At 72.6% G+C, this 14,488-nt stretch carries 15 protein-coding genes; 7 read left to right on the forward strand and 8 right to left on the reverse strand.

Translation table 11 applies throughout. The features are described 5' to 3' along the window. Positions 1–25: 25 nt before the first annotated feature. From NI25_RS13145 to NI25_RS13170, 6 genes are all read right to left on the reverse strand, one after another. Positions 26–1,246, reverse strand: coding sequence for an HD-GYP domain-containing protein (locus NI25_RS13145; RefSeq protein WP_061446905.1), 1,221 nt, complete (start codon positions 1,244–1,246; stop codon positions 26–28). Positions 1,247–2,084: 838 nt separating this feature from the next. Beyond that, positions 2,085–3,407: an HD-GYP domain-containing protein gene (locus NI25_RS13150; RefSeq protein ID WP_061442627.1), complete on the reverse strand. Its 1,323-nt coding sequence runs from the start codon at positions 3,405–3,407 to the stop codon at positions 2,085–2,087. A gap of 138 nt (positions 3,408–3,545) precedes the next feature. After that, the gene (rsrA, locus tag NI25_RS13155) at positions 3,546–3,857 is read right to left on the reverse strand and encodes a mycothiol system anti-sigma-R factor (protein ID WP_061442628.1); all 312 of its coding nucleotides are present in this window, start codon (positions 3,855–3,857) and stop codon (positions 3,546–3,548) included. Continuing rightward, positions 3,854–4,537, reverse strand: a complete 684-nt coding sequence (gene sigR / locus NI25_RS13160; protein ID WP_061442629.1) for an RNA polymerase sigma factor SigR — start codon at positions 4,535–4,537, stop codon at positions 3,854–3,856. Before sigR ends, rsrA begins: the two co-directional genes overlap by 4 nt. 278 nt (positions 4,538–4,815) lie before the next feature. After that, on the reverse strand, positions 4,816–5,451 hold the full coding sequence (locus tag NI25_RS13165) for an alpha/beta family hydrolase (RefSeq protein WP_061442630.1): 636 nt from the start codon (positions 5,449–5,451) through the stop codon (positions 4,816–4,818). Between the two features lie 22 nt (positions 5,452–5,473). After that, positions 5,474–6,289 carry an SOS response-associated peptidase gene (locus NI25_RS13170; protein WP_061442631.1) on the reverse strand — a complete coding sequence of 272 codons (816 nt, stop codon included), beginning with the start codon at positions 6,287–6,289 and terminating at the stop codon, positions 5,474–5,476. A 104-nt stretch (positions 6,290–6,393) separates the two neighbouring features. On the opposite strand from NI25_RS13170, the gene NI25_RS13175 reads away from it, so the two are divergent. The 4 genes from NI25_RS13175 (at position 6,394) to NI25_RS13190 (ending at position 10,135) form a co-directional block, all read left to right on the forward strand. Beyond that, the gene (locus NI25_RS13175) at positions 6,394–7,116 is read left to right on the forward strand and encodes a M50 family metallopeptidase (RefSeq protein ID WP_061442632.1); all 723 of its coding nucleotides are present in this window, start codon (positions 6,394–6,396) and stop codon (positions 7,114–7,116) included. 142 nt (positions 7,117–7,258) lie between these two features. Beyond that, positions 7,259–8,575, forward strand: a complete 1,317-nt coding sequence (gene aroA / locus NI25_RS13180; RefSeq protein WP_061442633.1) for a 3-phosphoshikimate 1-carboxyvinyltransferase — start codon at positions 7,259–7,261, stop codon at positions 8,573–8,575. Positions 8,576–8,587: 12 nt separating this feature from the next. Next, positions 8,588–9,601: a ribosome small subunit-dependent GTPase A gene (gene rsgA / locus NI25_RS13185; protein WP_061442634.1), complete on the forward strand. Its 1,014-nt coding sequence runs from the start codon at positions 8,588–8,590 to the stop codon at positions 9,599–9,601. Positions 9,602–9,811: 210 nt separating this feature from the next. After that, entirely contained in the window at positions 9,812–10,135 is a 324-nt protein-coding gene (locus NI25_RS13190; protein WP_030400671.1) for a DMT family transporter, read from the forward strand. Between the two features lie 11 nt (positions 10,136–10,146). On the opposite strand, the gene NI25_RS13195 is transcribed toward NI25_RS13190, so the two are convergent. Next, positions 10,147–10,752, reverse strand: a complete 606-nt coding sequence (locus tag NI25_RS13195) for a TetR/AcrR family transcriptional regulator (protein WP_061442635.1) — start codon at positions 10,750–10,752, stop codon at positions 10,147–10,149. Between the two features lie 193 nt (positions 10,753–10,945). Between NI25_RS13195 and hisN the strand changes: the two genes are divergently transcribed. Together hisN and NI25_RS13205 are read left to right on the forward strand one after the other, a co-directional pair. Then, positions 10,946–11,746, forward strand: coding sequence for a histidinol-phosphatase (gene hisN / locus NI25_RS13200; RefSeq protein ID WP_061442636.1), 801 nt, complete (start codon positions 10,946–10,948; stop codon positions 11,744–11,746). Positions 11,747–11,878: 132 nt separating this feature from the next. Then, positions 11,879–12,286: a cyclic nucleotide-binding/CBS domain-containing protein gene (locus NI25_RS13205; RefSeq protein ID WP_061442637.1), complete on the forward strand. Its 408-nt coding sequence runs from the start codon at positions 11,879–11,881 to the stop codon at positions 12,284–12,286. A 134-nt stretch (positions 12,287–12,420) separates the two neighbouring features. Here NI25_RS13205 and NI25_RS13210 read toward each other — a convergent pair whose 3' ends face one another. Continuing rightward, entirely contained in the window at positions 12,421–13,872 is a 1,452-nt protein-coding gene (locus tag NI25_RS13210; RefSeq protein WP_061442638.1) for a catalase, read from the reverse strand. Between the two features lie 153 nt (positions 13,873–14,025). On the opposite strand from NI25_RS13210, the gene NI25_RS13215 reads away from it, so the two are divergent. Beyond that, positions 14,026–14,442 (forward strand): Fur family transcriptional regulator, encoded by a 417-nt coding sequence (locus NI25_RS13215; RefSeq protein WP_061442639.1) that lies wholly within the window; start codon positions 14,026–14,028, stop codon positions 14,440–14,442. Positions 14,443–14,488: the final 46 nt, after the last annotated feature.

A 14,488-nucleotide genomic window follows, 5' to 3' on the forward strand; every position in this document is an offset into this window, starting at 1 on the left:
TGCGGAGGCGCTCATTACCCATGGGTTACCCAGCCGCGGGCCCGGTATGGCTGCTCCGGGAAAGGACCCGGGCCAGCGCTTCCACCACTTCGGGAGCGTAGTCACCGGCGGTGGCCAGGCGCAGCTCCTCCAGCGCCGTCAGGGCGCCGCCGGGGCCCGCGTCCCGCGCCTTCTCCTCGTAGGCGTTCACGACCCGCACGATCCGCGCGGCGACCGGCTGCTCCCGGCACGGGTCGGCCTGCCGCTCCACCACCACCGCGACCGCCGCGTCGACGCCGGTCTGGCGGACGACGGCCCCGCCGAGCAGCGCGATCCGCCGCTGCTCGGTGACGGGCAGGTCCGCGGTGGCTCCCGCCGGGACCGGGTCGACCAGGCTGAGCTGGCCGATGTCGTGCATGAGGGCCGCGTACTCCAGCACGGTCAGCTCGGCCCCCGACAGTCCCAGGTCCCGTCCGACGGCCACCCCGAGTCCGGCGACGCGGCGGGCGTGCCCGGCCGGGGTGTACCCGGCGATCTCGGTGGCGCGGGCCAGGGAGGCGATGGTCTGCCGGTAGGTGGCCCGGACGGCCGCGTACCGGCGGTAGGAGAGCTGGGCGAGCAGCAGGGGCACGGAGAAGACGGGGAGCGCCCACAGTCCCGCGACGCTCACCGCGAGCGCCATCACCGCGCCGGTCGCGCACACCGCGGAGGTGATCCCGACCATGCCGCGCAGCTCTTCGCGCAGCAGCGGACCGAAGGGCCAGCCGGTGCGCGCGTGCGCGGGTGCGGCGGCGAGCACGGCGTCGCACAGCGTGGTCAGGGCGAGCAGCGCGATCAGGAGCAGCGCGTAGGCGGGGCCGCTCCAGTAGTCGAAGACGCCCTGGTTGGACAGCGGCCGGAAGCACACCGCGGCGAACGCGACGGTGAGGACGCGCCGCGCCAGGTGGTCGAGGACGGGACCGCTGCCGCGGGCGACGTAGGGCACGCTGCCCAGCAGCGAGGCGGCGAGCACGACGGTGACGGTCTGCGCGACACCGTGGTGCGCGGGCTGCCCGGCGACGTCCCCGAGCAGCGCGTACGCCAGCGCGCCCGCGGCCCCGAGCGGCGCCGCCTCCCTGGCCTCGGCGCCGGTCCGCCGGGTCAGCTCGCCGAGGGCGACGAGGCCCCCGAAGACGAGCGCCACGGGACGCTGCACGGGCCCCGAGACCAGCACGGAGGCCAGACACCCCAGCGCGAGGAGCCCGGCACAGCCGGGTACGAGAAGCAGCGCCGCCGGAGCCGGGGAACGGTGTCTTCCTCCTCTCCCGGGCCCCGGGAGCGCGACCGGGCGCCCCCGCCGCGGCGGTGACGACGGGGCGGAGGAGGTGGCCCGCGGCCGGAAGGACGTCACGGCGCACCCCCGCCCACGGGCTCCCCGCGCTCCGTGCCGCGCCCCGGCGCCGGGAACCGCCGGCCCGTGGGCCCCGTGTGCGCGCGGACGCCCCGCGCCGCTGCACCCACCGGGCCCGGCCCCCGGCCGTGTGCGGCCGGTGCCGCCCTCCGGTCACGGGGCGCCGGGAACCGCCGGCCCGTGGGCCCCGTGCGCGCGCGGACGCCCCGCGCCGCTGCACACACCGGGCCCGGCCCCCGGCCGTGTGCGGCTGGTGCCGCCCTCCGGTCACGCCCCGGGCGCCGGGCGCACCCGAGTAGGCCGACGGCACGCGTACGACGGGCGCGGCCCGGGTGACCGGGCCGGCGAGGACGGCGGCCTTCGGGGCGGCGGGCGCGCCGGAGGCGGTCCGGAGGGCGCCCGAGACCCTCCGCAGGACAGGGACTCAGGACCGGACCGAGACGCCCGACGAGCCGCGGACGCCAGACCCGGCGCGGGCGGCAGACCAGAAGCAGGCGCCAGACCCGACACGGGCGGCAGACCCGGCACGGGCGGCAGCCCAGGCGCAGGCGGCAGACCCCACGCGGACGCCGGGCCCGGCGCAGGCGGCAGGCCCCCCGGAAGTGCCCGGCAGCGCACGGCCGGAGAACCGGGCCAAGGCGCCCGGCAGGCCGCACGCGGCGGACGCGACGCGGGTGGGAGGACCGGCGGAGGCGCGCCGAGAGCCCCTCCTTCGTCATGACGCCCCCCTGCCGACCCGGTCCCGCGCGCTCCGGCCGCCGCCCGGTATCGGGTCGGCAGGGGCCCGTGTGCCGTCCGCCGTCACCGAAGGGCGCCAGCCGTGGCGTCCGAGGGCGTGGACCAGCGCCCGCACCATCCGCGGATCGAACTGCGTCCCGGCGCACCGCTGGAGCTCCTCCAGCGCCACCGCGACGGGCCTGGCCCTGCTGTAGGAGCGCGTGGAGGTCATCGCGTCGAAGGCGTCGGCCACGGCCACCACCCGGGCCGACTCGGGGATCCGGTCGCCGGCCAGCCCGTAGGGGTAGCCGCTGCCGTCCAGCCGTTCGTGGTGGTGGAGGACGGCGGCACGGGCCTCTCCGAGGAAGCGGATGCCGCGCACCATCTCGTGCCCGTACTCGGGGTGCAGTTCGATCACCCGCCGCTCCTCGGGCGTCAGCGGCCCGTCCTTGCGCAACAGCCGGGTGGGGACGCCGAGCTTGCCCACGTCGTGCAGGATCCCGGCGAAGCGGAGGGTCTCGACTCGTTCGTCGTCCATGCCCAGCTCGCGGGCGATCATCATGGAGGCCTGGCCGACGCGTTCACTGTGGCCGCGGGTGTAGCCGTCCTTGATGTCGACGGCCTGCACCAGCGCCCGGATGGTCGCCTGGTGCGCGGCCCGCTCGCGGTGGTACTGGGCGAAGGCCCACCACGCCACGCACATCGGCAGCAGCACGAGCAGCGCGGCCACCGGGCCGTACGGGCTGCGCCACAGGACCGCCATCATCAGCCCGGCGAGCCCGTGCACGGCGATCGGCGCGAGCGACCGGGAGAACAGCCCCCGCCAGGCCCGGCTCGGCGGCACCCGGTCGGCCAGGGTGAGGATCCCGCCGTCCAGGACGGTGAGCACCAGGCAGAACGCGAGGACGGCGGCCCCGGCCGGCACGAGGGCGTACGGGAAGGCGGGCTCCACGACCGCGTCCCGGCCGCCGAGCCGCCAGTGGACGCAGGCGGCGGCCCACACGGCGAGGGTCAGCTGCGCGGCCCGCCACACACGCCGCAGGCCGAACGGCCGCCGGGGCACCTGGGACAGCAGGGCCCCGGGCAGCGCCACGAGCGCGGCGGCGGGCGGCGGCAGCAGGAAGGCGCCGGCGAGCAGGACGGGGTAGCAGGTCCCGACGAAGCGGGACCGCGCGACCAGCTCGGAGCCCGCGTACAGCCCGGCCAGCAGCAGCACCGCCCACCAGGGCGCGTGCACCGACGGCAGGGGCCGCAGACAGAGCAGGGCGACGAGGGCGACGCAAACGACGTACGCACGCGCGCGTGCGGGTACCGCGTCCATGAGCCCCTCCCCGGCCACGCCTGTAAGGCTCGGAGCCTAGGGCGGCGACGGGGAGGCCGCGGGCAGATAACCCGCGGATTAGCACGTACGAGTGACGTATGCGTGACGTACGAAAGACTCGCAGCGGCTGGGGACGGCTCAGGACTCCTGCGGTGCCGAAGGCGTGGCCGTGACGTCGTGTTCGGGCACGGACTGCCCGGACCGGATCAGGTCCAGCCGTCCCATGACCTTGGCACGCAGGTCACCCGGCACGTCGTCCTGGCCGCAGCACCGCTTGACCAGCTTCTTCACGGCCTGCTCCAGCCCGTACTTCTCCAGGCAGGGCGAGCACTCCTCGAAGTGGTGCTCGAACTTCACGCAGTCCGAGTCCGGCATCTCTTTGTCGAGGAACTCGTAGAGATGATCGAGGATTTCGCTGCAATCCGTCTCGTGCGGCTCTCCGCAGCTCATGACCCCGAGCCTTTCGCTTCGTTCGACTCTCCGGCGCCGGCGGGGACCAGTCCGCGCTCGCGCGCGTAGTCCTCCAGCATGCCGCGCAGCTGACGGCGTCCACGGTGCAGCCGGGACATCACCGTACCGATGGGTGTCCCCATGATGTCCGCGATCTCCTTGTAGGCAAAGCCCTCGACGTCCGCCAAATACACGGCGATGCGGAATTCCTCGGGGATCGCCTGGAGCGCCTGCTTCACGTCCGAGTCCGGCAGGTGGTCGAGCGCCTGCGACTCCGCGGAGCGCAGACCCGTCGACATGTGCGACTCGGCACGCGCGAGCTGCCAGTCCTCGATCTCCTCGGCCGCGCTGCGCTGGGGTTCGCGCTGCTTCTTGCGGTACGAGTTGATGAAGGTGTTCGTGAGGATGCGGTACAGCCACGCCTTGAGGTTGGTGCCCTCGCGGAACTGGTGGAAGGACGCGTACGCCTTGGCGTAGGTCTCCTGCACCAGGTCCTCGGCGTCGGCCGGATTACGCGTCATGCGCAGCGCGGCCGAGTACATCTGGTCGAGGAACTCCAGCGCGTCCCGCTCGAAGCGCGCACTGCGCTCGACGGCCGACTCCGCGCCCGTACCCCGGCCCTCGGGCTGCTCCGCCTGGCCGTGTTCGGTCCCTGCGTCGGTCCCAGTGACCGGACCCACCTCCTCCAGTGTCGTCGTGAAACCGAGAGCGGTCTCACTCGAATCGGAGGATAGACGACCTGCGGTCCGGGGCGCTTGCCGATCCGGTCCGCCCGCCGTCCGAATAGGCGCGGTCTTGGCAGCATGCAGCACGGTCCAGTCCAGGTCGGCGCGGCTGCTGCGACTCGGGCAGAAGGCTGAACCCATGCGGCGGACTTCCTCTCCTACGGCGTCGGTGCTGATTCTCAGCAACGTATGCACCGCACAACAGCGGCCGTCCGCCGGTCATTCCCGGGCGTTCAGCCGAGTGAGCCGGTCCACTTCAGGACGCCGTCGGTGATCAGCTCCAGCGCCTCGTCCTGGCCGGTCTCCGCCCGCTTGGGCACGGCGAAGCCGTGGTCGGCGTACGGCACCTCGACCAGGTCGTAGGTTCCTTCGGGCGCCTCGGGGAACTCCGCCGGTCTGCCGAAGGGGTCGTTGCCGCCCTGGACGACGAGGGTGGGCACCCCGGCCCCCAGCAGTTCGTCGGCGCGCGACTTCTCCGGCTTGCCCGGCGGGTGCAGCGGGAAGCTGAGGGCGAGGACGGCACGGGCGCCCAGTTCGGCGGCGGTGCGGCAGGCGACCCGGGCCCCTGCGCTGCGGCCGCCGGAGATCACCGGCAGGCCGGGCGCCGCGAGCGCGGGCCAGACGCCCCGCCATCCGGTGTCCAGCGTCTTCGGCGCGGGCGCCAGCTTCTTGCCGGCCACCCGCCAGGGCTGCTCGACGAGGGCGACGCTCACCCCGTGGGCCGGCAGTGCGGCCGCCAGCGCCTGCAGGTCGCGCGCCTCGATGCCACCGCCGGCGCCGTGGCTCACGGCGAGGACGAGCCGGGGCTTGTTCGCCCGGTGCCAGGTGATGCGGGCGGGACCCGCGTCCGTCTCGACCGCCTCTGTCACAACCTCTGTCGCATCCGTCACGTCAGAAGAGTGTGCCCTCTTCCGGTGCCTCCAGCTCCTTGAGCAGTTCCGGCCCGTTGTTGCGGACGTTGCTCACGGCCGTGGAGACGGGGAACGCCCGCATCAGCCCGGCGGGCGGGGGCGCCAGCAGGGAGGTCAGCTCGTCGGGGTCGGTGCGCTTCGGGTCGAGCCAGTCGTCCCAGCGGTCCGGCGTCAGCATCAGGGGCATCCGCGGGTGGATGTCGGCCAGGGCGTGCGGGCCGTCGGCCGGGGCGACCGCGAGCGGCGTGGTCTCGGCCTCGGTGGTGATCACCGAGCACGTCACCCACCAGGCCTGCGGGTGGTCGTCCGGGAGCGTCCGGTCCCGCCAGAACTCGTAGAGCCCGGCCATCGCGAACACGGAGCCGTCGGCGGGGGTGACGAAGTAGGGCTGCTTGCGGGGCCGCTTCTTGCGCCCTTCGACCTCCAGGTCCCGCTCCTGCTTGCCGGTGACCCACTCGTAGTAGCCGTCGGCGGGCAGGATGCAGCGCCGGGTGCTGAAGGCCCGGCGGTAGGAGGGCTTCTCGTGGACGGTCTCCGCGCGGGCGTTGATCATCCGGGCACCGCCCTCGGGCGTCTTGGACCAGGAGGGGACGAGGCCCCACTTCAGCTTCCGCAGCTGGCGAACCGGCTTCGGGTCCTCGACGTCTTTCAGGGGGCGGTCCAGGACCGCGTAGACCTCCTTGGTGGGGGCCACGTTGTAGTCGGGCTCCAGGCTCTCCTCGGGTTCCCACTTCTCGATCTCGAAGATTCCCGCGAGATCCTCGGGTCGACGACTCGCCGCATACCGTCCGCACATACGTGCCACACTGCCAGGCCCGCCCGTCTCCCGGCCACCACCCCTCGACGAGGCGCTTCGCGCCGCACCCGCTCAACCGTTTCCACGAGGAGCTCTCCCCGAACATGGACCACCTCGCAACGGCCTCGCTCACCTCCCTGTGGGACGAGGTCTCCGGCACGCAGCCCGATCCCGACCTGTGGGTGGTGATCGCGACCCTGGTGGCCGCGCTCGCCGTCGTCGCGACCCGCGGGCCGTGGCGCATGGCCCGCAACGCGATCACCATCGCCCACGAGGGCGGTCACGGACTGGTGGCCCTGCTGACCGGGCGCACCCTGACCGGGATCACCCTGCACTCCGACACCAGCGGCCTGACCGTGAGCCGGGGCAAGCCGCACGGCCTCGGGATGATCCTCACCGCCCTCGCGGGCTACACCGCTCCCCCGCTGCTCGGGCTCGGCGGCGCCGCGCTGCTGGCCGCGGGGCGCATCACGCTGCTGCTGTGGCTGGCGACGGCGCTGCTCGTGGCCCTGCTGGTGATGGTCCGCAACGCGTACGGGGTGCTCACCGTGGTGGTCACCGGGGGCACGTTCGTCCTGGTGTCCTGGCTGGCCGGGCCGCAGGTGCAGGCGGCGTTCGCGTACGCGGTGGTCTGGTTCCTGCTGCTCGGCGGGGTGCGCCCGGCGTTCGAGCTGCAGGCCAAGCGGGCGCGGGGCGGGGCCGGGGATTCGGACGCGGACCAGCTGGCGCGGCTGACACACGCGCCGGCGGGGGTGTGGTTCTTCCTCTTCCACGCGGTGTCCCTGTGCTCGCTGATCGGCGGCGGCCGCTGGCTGCTGGAGCTCTGAGGCGCGCACACCTCACGGCACCCGAGAGGAAACGTCCCGGCGCCCGCATATATGCAGGGCAAGTGCACCGTTGCGGTTCCGGTCGTGTTCGGCCGCTTCTGATCAAGATCTCCGGCCGTCCCCAGCGATTAAAGTGGGGCCCATGACCGTGAACCCCGCGCACACCACCCTCTGGCCCGCCCCGCACGCGAGCGGAGCCGTCGACGCGACCGTCCACGTGCCCGGGTCCAAGTCGGTCACCAACCGCGCCCTGGTACTGGCCGCCCTCGCCTCCGAACCCGGCTGGCTGCGCCGCCCGCTGCGCTCCCGCGACACCGTGCTGATGGCCGGGGCGCTGCGCGCGATGGGCGTCGAGATCGAGGAGGGCGTCGGCCCGGACGGCACGGGCGAGTTCTGGCGGGTCATCCCGGCGGGCCTGCGCGGCCCGGCCACGGTCGACGTCGGCAACGCCGGCACGGTGATGCGCTTCCTGCCGCCGGTCGCCACGCTCGCCGACGGTCCCGTCCGCTTCGACGGCGACCCGCGTTCGTACGAGCGTCCGCTGCACGGCGTGATCGACGCGCTGCGCGTGCTGGGCGCCCGGATCGACGACGACGGACGGGGCTCCCTGCCGCTGACCGTGCAGGGCGGCGGCGCCCTGGAGGGCGGACCGGTCGAGATCGACGCGTCGTCCTCCTCGCAGTTCGTCAGTGCCCTGCTGCTGTCCGGGCCGCGCTTCAACCAGGGCGTCGAAGTGCGCCACACCGGCTCCGCGCTGCCGTCCATGCCGCACATCCGGATGACCGTCGACATGCTGCGCGCGGTCGGCGCCCAGGTCGACACCCCGGAGTCCGGCGGCGAGCCGAACGTCTGGCGGGTCACGCCGGGCGCGCTGCTCGGCCGGGACCTCACCATCGAACCGGACCTGTCGAACGCCCAGCCCTTCCTCGCGGCGGCGCTGGTGACCGGCGGCAAGGTGGTGATCCCCGACTGGCCGTCCCGCACCACGCAGCCCGGTGACCGGCTGCGCGAGATCTTCACCGAGATGGGCGGTTCCTGCGAACTGACGGACTTCGGGCTCGTGTTCACGGGATCGGGAGCGATCCACGGCATCGACGTCGACCTGAGCGAGGTGGGCGAGCTGACCCCGGGGATCGCGGCCGTCGCCGCCCTCGCGGACTCCCCCTCCACCCTGCGGGGCGTGGCCCACCTGCGGCTGCACGAGACGGACCGGCTGGCCGCGCTCACCAAGGAGATCAACGAACTCGGCGGTGACGTCACCGAGACCGCCGACGGCCTGCACATCCGCCCGCGCCGGCTGCACGGCGGCGTGTTCCACACCTACGAGGACCACCGCATGGCCACCGCCGGCGCCGTCATCGGCCTCGCGGTCGAGGGCGTGGAGATCGAGAACGTGGCGACCACCGCCAAGACCCTGCCCGACTTCCCCGACCTGTGGACCGGGATGCTCGGGGCATAGGGACGGTCCGCCATGCGCCGCTACGGCAAGCACACCGACGAGGACGACATCCGCACCCGCCCGAACCGCAAGGGCAACCGGCCGCGCACCCACATCCGGCCCAAGCACGAGGACGCCGCGGCGGGCCTGGTCCTCACGGTGGACCGCGGCCGGCTGACCTGCCTGGTCGAGGACCGGGTCGTCATGGCGATGAAGGCCCGTGAACTGGGCCGCAAGGCCGCGGTGGTCGGCGACCGGGTGGCTCTGGTCGGCGACCTGTCCGGCAAGAAGGACACCCTCGCGCGCATCGTCCGCATCGAGGAGCGCACGTCGGTACTGCGCCGTACGGCGGACGACGACGACCCGTACGAGCGCGTCGTCGTCGCCAACGCCGACCAGCTCGCCATCGTCACCGCTCTCGCCGATCCGGAGCCGCGCCCCCGCCTCATCGACCGCTGCCTGGTCGCGGCGTTCGACGGCGGCCTCACCCCGCTGCTGGTGATGACCAAGTCGGACCTGGCCCCGCCGGACGAACTCCTGGAGCTGTACGGCGCCTTGGACATCCCGTACGTCGTCACCAGCCGCGAGGGCCTGGAGAACGGCGCCGCCGCGGACCTTGTGCGCGAGCACCTGGACGGCAGGATCACCGCCTTCGTCGGCCACTCCGGCGTCGGCAAGACGACCCTCGTCAACACCCTGGTGCCCGAGGACCGCCGCCGGGTGACGGGCCACGTCAACGCGGTGACGGGGCGCGGCCGGCACACCACGACCTCGGCGCTCGCCCTGCCGCTGTCCTCGGCCGAGGGCGGCTGGGTCGTCGACACCCCGGGCGTACGGTCGTTCGGGCTGGCCCACATCGACCCGTCCCGGGTGATCAACGCCTTCCCCGACCTGGTGCCGGGCACCGAGGGCTGCCCGCGCGCGTGCAGTCACGACGAGCCCGACTGCGCGCTGGACGCCTGGGTCGCCGAGGGGCACGCCGACCCGGCGCGGCTGTACTCCCTGCGCCGGCTGTTGTCGACACGGGAACGCAAGGAAGGCGACTGACCACCGCGTTGTTTGCCGTGCGGTGCGGCCGGTAAGTGCATAATCGCACCAAGCCGGAACCAAGCCCGAGCAAAACCCGGCGAAGTCGTCGCCGGGCGAGGTCGCTTGCCGGGCGGGGTCATTGCCGGACGAAGCCACTGACCGACACGGACGCCTGCTCGGCACCGGCCGACGCAGCGGTCACGGTACGGGACTACGGGAGGACGAGACATGGCGTGGCTGCTGGTCATAGTGGCCGGAGTGCTCGAGACCGGCTTCGCCGTCTGTCTGAAGCTGTCGCACGGATTCACCCGGCTCTGGCCCACCATCGCCTTCTGCGCCTTCGCGCTGGGCAGTTTCGGGCTGCTGACCATGTCCCTGAAGAAGCTCGACGTCGGTCCCGCCTACGCGGTGTGGACCGGCATCGGCGCGGCGGGCACCGCCATCTACGGCATGGTCTTCCTCGGCGACCTGGTCTCGACCCTGAAGATCGTCTCGATCAGCCTCGTCATCATCGGTGTGATCGGGCTGCAACTGTCGGGCTCGGCCCACTGACCCGCGCGCCGCTACGCCGTCAGCCGGGAGGGCAGGGCGCTGCGCAGCAGGTCGGCCACTCCTCCCTGGGCCGGCGGTGCCGCGACGCAGGAGAGGGCGAGCCGGACGGCCAGTTCGCAGGAGCGGGCCAGTTCGGCGACGTCCGGCGGCGGGCCCGCTCCGTGGAGCACGGCCACGGCACGGTCGCGGACGAGGCTCACCAGGTCGCCGGGCGAGGGCAGCGGACCGTCGGCCCGCCGCTGGGCCGGCACGGCGGAGGAGGAGGGCACCGCCGTCAGGGCCGGTGAGGGCAGCCGCTCGCTCCAGCAACCGGTGAGCATGGCCCGGACCAGCGCGTTGTCGTGAGCCGCCGACATCATCCACTCGGCGGTCGCGGCGAGCCGCTCGCAGGGGTCGCCGGCCCCGGACAGTGCCCGGTCCACTCCCGCGAGATAGCCGTCGGCCTCGCGCCTCACCAGTGCCCGGGCGAGGCCCTCCTTGCTGCCGAACTCGTTGTAGAGCGTCTGCCGGGACACCCCGGCGGAGGCCGCCACGTCCACCATCCGCACGGCGGACCACGGCCGGCGCGCCAGCGCCGTGTACGCGGCGTCGAGCAGGGACTCCCGGGCTGCAGGCACCCTCGCCTCCCTCGGGCCGAGCGACTCGCTGCCAGTCGTGCCGAGCGACTCGCTGCCAGATTTGACGGGTATGCGGGCACTGTCAAGGGTTCTCGCACCCGCCGGGCGGGGCCTCGCACCGCATTCCCGCGCTCCGCCACGCCCGCCAAACCCCTGGTGGCCCCGGCCCGCCCGGGACAGATAGCGTGACGGCATGCCCGACTACCTCGACGACCTCCGCCTCGCCCACGTGCTCGCCGACGCCGCCGACGCCGCGACGATGGACCGCTTCAAGGCACTCGACCTGAAGGTCGAGACGAAGCCGGACATGACCCCGGTGAGCGAGGCGGACAAGGCCGCCGAGGAACTCATCCGCGGTCACCTCGCCCGCGCCCGCCCCCGTGACTCGGTCCACGGCGAGGAGTTCGGCGTGGCGGGCACCGGCCCGCGCCGCTGGGTGATCGACCCGATCGACGGCACCAAGAACTACGTGCGGGGCGTCCCCGTCTGGGCCACCCTCATCGCGCTGATGGAGGCGAAGGAGGGCGGCTACCAGCCGGTCGTCGGGCTCGTCTCGGCGCCCGCCCTCGGCCGGCGCTGGTGGGCGGTGCAGGACCACGGCGCGTTCACCGGCCGCAGCCTGACCTCCGCCTCCCGGCTCCACGTCTCCCAGGTCTCCACGCTCTCCGACGCCTCATTCGCGTACTCCTCGCTGAGCGGCTGGGAGGAGCAGGGCCGCCTCGACGGCTTCCTCGACCTGACCCGCGAGGTGTGGCGCACGCGCGCGTACGGCGACTTCTGGCCGTACATGATGGTCGCCGAGGGCTCCGTCGACATCTGCGCCGAACCCGAGCTCTCCCTCTGGGACATGGCGGCGAACGCGATCATCGTCACGGAGGCCGGCGGCACCTTCACCGGTCTCGACGGCCGCCCCGGCCCGCACGGCGGCAACGCGGCGGCGTCGAACGGCCGGCTCCACGACGAGTTGCTCGGTTACCTCAACCAGCGCTACTGAGCGCCCGCCGACTCGCCCTCCGCGCCCCCTTGTTGACCCCCGCTTTACCTGCCACTCTGAGAGTTCCCCCACTTGTGAACTTGTGAATCCATGAACTAACTCATGGATCACCGGCAGGAGGTGGCTCCACCCATGCTCGTCCGCGAAGTCATGAGCACGGTCGTCCTCACCATCGGTCCCGCCCACACGCTCCGCCAGGCCGCCGCCCTGATGTCCGCCCGCCGCGTCGGGGCGGCGGTGGTCTACGACCCCGACGCCGACGGCATCGGCATCCTCACCGAACGCGACGTCCTGGTCTCCGTGGGCCGGGGCCAGGACCCGGACGCCGAGCGCGCCCACGGCCACACCACCACCGACGTCGTCTTCGCCGCACCGACCTGGACCGTGGAGGAGGCGGCGGCCGCGATGGCACACGGCGGCTTCCGCCACCTCATCGTCCTGGACGGCGGTGAGCCCGTCGGCATCGTCTCGGTGCGCGACATCATCCGCCGCTGGGCGCCGGCCCGCGCCCCGCATCCCGCACCGGTGGTGACCGCCTGACGGAACGGAGCGACGTACGCACGGCCGACCGGGACGCACAGTGGACCGGGACACACGATTCGTACGACAAACGGGCCGGACCCCCTTCCCGGGGATCCGGCCCGCCGCTACGGCAAGCGGTCCAGTGCTGGATGTCAGCCGCGCAGGGCCTGGACCGCGGCCTCCAGCCGCTTGCCGAAGTCACCGTCGGCCTGACGGAAGTTGTCGATCGCACGCGCGACGATGTCGTCGCGCGAGACACCGGACAGGGCGCCGGCCAGGTTGCCGATCAGCCGTTCCTTCTCCGCCTCGGTCATCAGCCGGTAGAGGTTGCCCGCCTGGACGAAGTCGTCGTCCTCGGCGTGGGAGGGCGCCTCGGTCTCGCCGGTGACGCCGGAGACCGGGACCGGCTGCCACAGGGCCCGGTCCGTCTGGAAGGGGCCGCCGAAGCTGTTCGGCTCGTAGTTCTTCGCGCCCTTGTGGCGGCCGTCGTACAGGTGGCCGTCGCGGGAGTTGGTGCGCGCCACGGTGGCGTGCGGGCGGTTCACCGGCAGCTGGTCGGCGTTGATGCCGACGCGGTAGCGGTGGGCGTCGCCGTACGCGAAGAGGCGGCCCTGGAGCATCTTGTCCGGGGACGGGCCGATGCCGGGCACGAAGTGCGCGGGGGAGAAGATCGACTGCTCGACCTCGGCGAAGATGTTCTCCGGGTTGCGGTTGAGCTCCAGCTTGCCGAACCAGACGATCGGGTAGTCCGCGTGCGGCCACACCTTGGTCAGGTCGAACGGGTTGAAGCGGTACGTCGCCGCCTCGGCCACGGGCATGATCTGCACGCCGACGGTCCAGGACGGGAAGTCGCCGCGCTCGATGGCCTCGCGCAGGTCGCGCTGGTGGGAGTCGGGGTCCTCACCGGCGAGCCTGTCGGCCTCCGCCTGGGTGAGGTTCTTGATGCCCTGGTCGGTCTTGAAGTGGTACTTGACCCAGAAGGCCTCGCCCGCCTCGTTGTTCCACTGGAAGGTGTGGGAGCCGAAGCCGTCCATGTGGCGGTACGACGCCGGAATGCCGCGGTCGCCGAACAGCCAGGTCACCTGGTGCGTCGACTCCGGCGACAGGCTCCAGAAGTCCCAGACGTTGTCCATCTCGGTCGAGCCCGTGTAGGGGTCGCGCTTCTGGGTGTGGATGAAGTCGGGGAACTTGATGGCGTCCTTGATGAAGAACACCGGGGTGTTGTTGCCGACGAGGTCGTAGTTGCCCTCCTCGGTGTAGAACTTCAGCGAGAAACCGCGCGGGTCGCGGACGGCGTCCGCGGCGCCCAGGTTGCCGGCCACCGTGGAGAAGCGGAGGAAGGTCTCCGTCTCCTTGCCGACCTCGGAGAGGAAGGCCGCGCGGGTGTACGGGGTGACGTCGGCGGTGACCGTGAAGGTGCCGTAGGCGCCGGCACCCCGGGCGTGCACGACGCGCTCCGGGATGCGCTCACGGTTGAAGCGGGCCAGCTTCTCCAGAAGGAGCTGGTCCTGGACGAGCACGGGGCCGCCGACGCCCGCCGTCTCACTGTTCTGGTTGTCGGCTACGGGAGCACCTGTCTCCGTAGTGAGCGGTCCCTGAGTCACGAGCTCCTCCTGTGCCAGTCCTGGCAGTACTGCACGTTCTGTTCCTTGGCCAATGCCGGTCTCGATCCTACAATAGACAATGTCTAAGTCAAGCAAGTCTCCAAAGTCACACCTGTTCGGGACCTGGTCCCCCTTGCTGTTAGGCTGGTCGGTATGAGTGACCTTCTGGAACGGCTGCGCGGTCGCGGTTGGCGCATGACCGCACAGCGGCGCGTGGTGGCCGAGGTCCTCGACGGCGAACACGTCCATCTGACGGCCGACGAGGTGCACTCCCGCGCCGTGGACAAGCTCCCCGAGATCTCCCGGGCGACGGTCTACAACACCCTGGGCGAGCTGGTCTCGCTCGGCGAGGTGCTGGAGGTCGCGACGGACAAGCGCGCCAAGCGCTACGACCCGAACGCCCACCGGCCGCACCACCACCTGGTCTGCGCCCAGTGCGGCGCGATCCGCGACGTCCACCCGACCGGAAACCCGCTGGCCGACCTCCCCGACTCCGAGCGCTTCGGCTTCACGGTGTCGGAGGTCGAGGTGACGTACCGCGGCACCTGCCCGAACTGCGCGGCGGCGTGAGCGCGGATTTGCTTCTCGTCTTCGCCTTGACGTAGTGTTCCATTCA

The sequence above is a fragment of the Streptomyces sp. CCM_MD2014 genome, from assembly GCF_000772045.1.
Classification (GTDB): Bacteria; Actinomycetota; Actinomycetes; order Streptomycetales; family Streptomycetaceae; genus Streptomyces; species Streptomyces salinarius.

Bases quoted from the DNA above. Each gene is read 5' to 3' on its own strand.
- NI25_RS13175 (WP_061442632.1), top strand. From the start codon at position 6,394: ATGGACCACCTCGCAACGGCCTCGCTCACCTCCCTGTGGGACGAGGTC.
- NI25_RS13190 (WP_030400671.1), top strand. From the start codon at position 9,812: ATGGCGTGGCTGCTGGTCATAGTGGCCGGAGTGCTCGAGACCGGCTTC.
- NI25_RS13215 (WP_061442639.1), top strand. From the start codon at position 14,026: ATGAGTGACCTTCTGGAACGGCTGCGCGGTCGCGGTTGGCGCATGACC.
- hisN (WP_061442636.1), top strand. From the start codon at position 10,946: ATGCCCGACTACCTCGACGACCTCCGCCTCGCCCACGTGCTCGCCGAC.
- NI25_RS13205 (WP_061442637.1), top strand. From the start codon at position 11,879: ATGCTCGTCCGCGAAGTCATGAGCACGGTCGTCCTCACCATCGGTCCC.
- rsrA (WP_061442628.1), bottom strand. From the start codon at position 3,857: ATGAGCTGCGGAGAGCCGCACGAGACGGATTGCAGCGAAATCCTCGAT.
- aroA (WP_061442633.1), top strand. From the start codon at position 7,259: ATGACCGTGAACCCCGCGCACACCACCCTCTGGCCCGCCCCGCACGCG.
- rsgA (WP_061442634.1), top strand. From the start codon at position 8,588: ATGCGCCGCTACGGCAAGCACACCGACGAGGACGACATCCGCACCCGC.
- NI25_RS13150 (WP_061442627.1), bottom strand. From the start codon at position 3,407: ATGGACGCGGTACCCGCACGCGCGCGTGCGTACGTCGTTTGCGTCGCC.
- NI25_RS13170 (WP_061442631.1), bottom strand. From the start codon at position 6,289: ATGTGCGGACGGTATGCGGCGAGTCGTCGACCCGAGGATCTCGCGGGA.